We start from the raw sequence: 4,967 nt of genomic DNA, 5'->3' as shown, positions 1-4,967 counted from the left end.
CAGGCTGTACTTGAGTACGGCAAGGCGACGTTGACGTGGTTTGAAGAGATTTTCGAAGAGTATAAATAGTAAACAAAAAGGAGCTAGGGGCTCCTTTTCTTTGTGATTATAAGGTTTTTTCTTGTTCTCTCACCACCAGCAAATCGACCTTAGCATGGCGGAGAATGTATTCAGATGAAGAACCGACCAAGAGGCGTTCAAAGGCGTTGAGACCAGTTGCGCCAACGAGGATGAGGTCCACTTCTTCAGCATCGGGAATAGTACGTGCCAAGAGGGTTTTTGGATTTCCCATTTCAATGACGATATGAACATCTGCCACACCAGCATCTTTAGCACGTTTTTCGTACTCTTTCATCAGACTTTCAGCGTCGACTTGGAGTTCTTCGTAAACTTCAGCATCAAAGGTGGATACGCTTTGGAGCGCGCGTGTGTCAATGACATGTGCGATGGTGAGCTTAGCGTCGTTTCGTAGAGCAGAATGAACTCCCTTGACAAAAGCCAAGTCCGCTTCTTTAGAACCATCGATTGCGACCATGATATTTTGGTAACGTTGTGCCATAATGAAACCTCCTGAAATTTTCTTACTATTATTGTAAACCTTTTCACTATAGAAGTAAAGTAAAAAAAGTATTTTTCAAAAGAATGTTAGCGCTTAAAAACTATATAAATATATGATAAAATAAAAGAAAGGATAGCAGGAAACAAGTGAAGGGAGGGAGAATGATGAAAAGCTCTTTTCAAGAAACAAAAAATTCAAATTTCCTTTATTATGGAATCATCCTAGCTTCAGTCTTGCTAGAAGTTATCATGGTCTGGCAATTAGAGAAGCTAATTCCGCTTCTCTATCCAGGTTTTGTTGGCTTTTTAGTCTTTCACCTACTCTACCATTTTCTATTATTCCTGGTTGCAAAACGAAGTGGGCGTTGGGATTACTTGATGATATGGGGGCTTTTCCTCATGTTCAATCTTCTTTATGACTCCTTTTTAGGCTTGCTTTTTCTAGGTTTATCTTTTGGTATGTGATGTGACTTTCGCAAAATACCTGCTATCTCCCCTGTCTTGACCTCGCTCTTAGTGAGGTTTTTCTTCTGTAGGATTTTAGTAACACATTTCAGTAAACTTGTCGCATTTTCTTTCTAGTGGTATAATGTTACTATCCTGATGAATTGAGGAAACAAGATGAAAGAATATAACAAGTCTAGTAAGTTAGAGCATGTTGCTTATGATATCCGTGGTCCTGTTTTGGAAGAAGCCATGCGAATGCGAGCAAATGGAGAAAAGATTTTACGTCTGAATACAGGAAATCCAGCAGAATTTGGCTTTACAGCGCCAGACGAGGTCATTCATGACTTGATTATGAATGCGCGGGATAGTGAAGGGTATTCTGACTCTAAAGGAATTTTCTCAGCCCGTAAGGCTATCATGCAGTATTGCCAGTTGAAGAAATTCCCAAATGTGGATATTGATGATATTTACCTTGGAAATGGTGTTAGTGAGTTGATTGTTATGTCCATGCAGGGGCTTTTGGACAATGGGGATGAGGTCTTGGTGCCAATGCCAGACTATCCTCTCTGGACAGCAGCTGTCAGCCTAGCTGGGGGAAATGCCGTTCACTATGTCTGTGATGAAGCTGCAGAATGGTACCCAGATATTGACGATATTAAGTCAAAAATCACTTCCAATACCAAGGCAATCGTCCTTATCAATCCAAATAACCCAACTGGAGCCCTTTATCCTAAGGAACTCTTGCTGGAGATTATTGAGATTGCCCGTCAAAATGATTTGATTATCTTTGCGGATGAAATTTACGACCGCATGGTCATGGATGGTCATGTGCATACGCCTGTCGCTAGCTTGGCACCAGATGTTTTCTGTGTCAGCATGAATGGTCTATCAAAATCTCACCGTATCGCTGGTTTCCGTGTAGGTTGGATGGTCTTGTCTGGACCTAAGACTCATGTCAAGGGCTATATCGAAGGGCTCAATATGCTGTCCAATATGCGCCTTTGCTCTAACGTTTTAGCTCAACAAGTCGTGCAAACTTCCTTGGGTGGTCACCAATCAGTCGATGAATTGCTCCTTCCAGGTGGTAGGATTTATGAACAAAGAAACTTCATCTACAATGCTATTCAAGATATTCCAGGTTTGTCTGCGGTTAAACCCAAGGCTGGGCTCTATATCTTCCCTAAAATCGACCGCAATATGTACCGTATCGATGATGATGAGCAATTTGTCCTTGATTTCTTGAAGCAGGAAAAGGTTCTCTTGGTTCATGGTCGAGGCTTCAACTGGCAGGAACCAGACCACTTCCGTATTGTTTACCTTCCTCGTGTTGATGAACTAGCCCAAATCCAAGAAAAGATGACTCGTTTCTTGAAACAGTATCGTAGATAGGGCTTACATTCGAAAAAGCGCTAAAAAGCTGGAAACATTTGCCTAGAGCTATTGACAAAAGTGAAAGAATCAGATAGAATAGTAAAGTATGTTTAGTAACTGATCACTTTATAGCCGGCTAAACGAATACAAAATCTATGAGGAGGTATTCATCGTGAAACGTACTTATCAACCAAGTAAACTTCGTCGTGCGCGCAAACACGGATTCCGTAACCGTATGTCAACTAAAAACGGTCGTCGCGTATTGGCAGCTCGTCGTCGTAAAGGACGCAAAGTTTTGGCTGCATAATCCAAACGAATTCTATCAAAAATCAGTAGGAACTCGAGTCTACTGATTTTTATTTTTGTAAAAAAGTACAAAATACTTTATATTTTTGTTTGAATAGTGTATAATATTTCACATACTGTAAAAAATGGAGAATAATCATGAAGAAATCAAAAGTGATGCTGTTTGGAGCTATGGCTTTGACAGCAGGTCTAGCTCTAGCAGCGTGTGGATCATCTCAATCAAGTAATGCTGACAAGACTTACTCTTATATCTTTGTCAATAACCCAGATACCTTGGATTATATTACCTCTACCCGAGACTCTACATCTAGTATCACAACCAACTTGATTGATGGTTTGTTGGAAAACGACCAGTATGGCAATCTCATTCCATCTATGGCTGAGTCATGGACAGTGTCAAAAGATGGTTTGACCTACACTTATAAAATCCGTCAGGGGGCAAAATGGTACACTTCTGAAGGAGAAGAGTATGCGGATGTAACAGCTCATGACTTTGTGACTGGTCTTAAGTATGCGGCTGATAAAAAGGCTGAAAACTTGTACTTGGTACAAGATTCTATCAAAGGGCTAGCAGACTATGTTGAAGGGAAATCATCTGATTTTGGAACTGTTGGTGTTAAGGCAGTGGATGATTACACACTCCAATACACCCTCAACCAACCTGAAACTTATTGGAACTCTAAAACAACAGCAAGTATTCTTAGTCCTGTAAACGAAGCTTTCTTGAAGTCTAAGGGAGATGACTTTGGAAGTGTGACACCATCAAGTATCTTGTCAAATGGTCCTTACTTATTTAAATCATTCACATCAAAATCTTTGATTGAATTTGATAAAAATCCTAACTATTGGGATAAGGACAATGTTAAAATCGAGAAAGTGAAGCTTTCTTTCTTTGACGGTTCTGACCAAGATAGCATTACAAGAGGATTTTTGGAAGGCAACTACACAGATGGTCGTATCTTCCCAACAAGTTCAGTCTTTGCTGAACTCAAGAAGGGCAATGAGGACAAGATTACCTATACACCACAAAACTCAGTTACTTTCTATTATCTTTTCAACGTGAATCGTCAAAGCTACAAGCAGACTATGAAACAGTCTGATAAGGAAAAGACAGATTCACGCGCAGCTATGCAAAATAAAGATTTCCGTCAGGCTATCAACTTTGCCTTTGACCGTCATGCTTATGCAGCACAGACAAATGGTGAAGAAGGAGCAGACCGTATCTTGCGTAATACGGTTACACCAAGTGACTTTGTCCAAGTTGGCGATAAGAACTTCGGTGACATTGTCAATGAGAAAATTGTCAACTATGGTAAAGATTGGGCAAATATCAATCTAAACGATGGTAAGCAAGCCTTCTTGAATCCTGAAAAGGCCAAAGAGAAGTTTGCCAAGGCCAAAGAAAGTCTGCAAGCACAGGGAGTAACTTTCCCAATTCATTTGGATATGCCAGTTGACCAGACTGCTAAGTTGGATGTGCAACAGGCTGGATCTTTCAAACAAACAGTGGAAGAAACCCTTGGTAAGGATAATGTTGTCATCGATGTTATCCAACTTTCTCCAGATGAAAAAGACCAGGCAACCTACTTTGCAGATACAGCAGAACAAAAAGACTACGATATTGACATCTCAGGATGGGGTGGAGACTACTCAGATCCTAAGACTTACCTAGCGATTCTAGACCCAGAGACAGGTTCTCAGTTGAAAAATATGGGCTTGTCTGAAGGAAAAGACAAGGAAGTCAAGGATAAGATTGGTCTTGCTGACTACAAGAAACTCTTGGATCAGGCTGATGCGGAAATCACAGATACTCAAGCTCGCTATGAAAAATATGCTGAAGCCCAAGCTTGGTTGACAGATAGTGCCCTCTTCCTACCAGTTCAAAGTGGTGGAGCCAACCCAATCTTCCGTAAGAGTGTACCGTTTACAGGTCCATTCTCATTCGTTGGTCATAAAGGAAATGCGGACAACTACAAATATGTTGAATTGCAAAAAGAGCCAGTCACGGCTAAACAGTATCAAGAACTCTATGAAAAATGGCTGAAAGAAAAAGCTGAGTCAAATAAAAAAGCTCAGGAAGATTTAGCTAACCACATTCAATGATATTCCTAGTCATGCTTTTCAGTTAATACTCTTCGAAAATCTCTTCAAACCATGTCAGCTTCACCTTGCCGTAGGTATGGTTACTGACTTCGTCAGTTTCATCTACAACCTCAAAACCATGTTTTGAGCTGACTTCGTCAGTTCTATCTACAACCTCAAAACAGTGTTTTGAGCTGACTTCG

The 4,967-nt window shown here is 40.6% G+C and carries 5 protein-coding genes; 4 read left to right on the top strand and 1 reads right to left on the bottom strand.

Going from position 1 to position 4,967, the window contains the following annotated elements; all coding sequences use genetic code 11:
• Positions 1 to 106: 106 nt before the first annotated feature.
• A complete protein-coding gene (locus ADH52_RS01985; RefSeq protein ID WP_000079148.1) occupies positions 107 to 559 on the bottom strand; it encodes a universal stress protein in 453 nt (150 codons plus the stop codon).
• A 161-nt stretch (positions 560 to 720) separates the two neighbouring features.
• Between ADH52_RS01985 and ADH52_RS01980 the strand changes: the two genes are divergently transcribed.
• The 4 genes from ADH52_RS01980 (at position 721) to ADH52_RS01965 (ending at position 4,785) form a co-directional block, all read left to right on the top strand.
• A complete protein-coding gene (locus tag ADH52_RS01980) occupies positions 721 to 1,023 on the top strand; it encodes a hypothetical protein (RefSeq protein ID WP_033681216.1) in 303 nt (100 codons plus the stop codon).
• Positions 1,024 to 1,179: 156 nt separating this feature from the next.
• A complete protein-coding gene (locus ADH52_RS01975; RefSeq protein ID WP_000666476.1) occupies positions 1,180 to 2,394 on the top strand; it encodes a pyridoxal phosphate-dependent aminotransferase in 1,215 nt (404 codons plus the stop codon).
• A gap of 154 nt (positions 2,395 to 2,548) precedes the next feature.
• Positions 2,549 to 2,683, top strand: coding sequence for a 50S ribosomal protein L34 (rpmH, locus tag ADH52_RS01970; protein ID WP_000831905.1), 135 nt, complete (start codon positions 2,549 to 2,551; stop codon positions 2,681 to 2,683).
• A gap of 137 nt (positions 2,684 to 2,820) precedes the next feature.
• Positions 2,821 to 4,785, top strand: a complete 1,965-nt coding sequence (locus ADH52_RS01965; RefSeq protein WP_049509762.1) for a peptide ABC transporter substrate-binding protein — start codon at positions 2,821 to 2,823, stop codon at positions 4,783 to 4,785.
• Positions 4,786 to 4,967: the final 182 nt, after the last annotated feature.

Origin of the sequence: Streptococcus pseudopneumoniae (assembly GCF_001072665.1) — a bacterium.
Lineage (GTDB): Bacteria > Bacillota > Bacilli > Lactobacillales > Streptococcaceae > Streptococcus > Streptococcus pseudopneumoniae_S.
The sequence above is the reverse complement of the archived record's forward strand: the minus strand, read 5'-3'. Positions and strand labels throughout refer to the sequence as shown.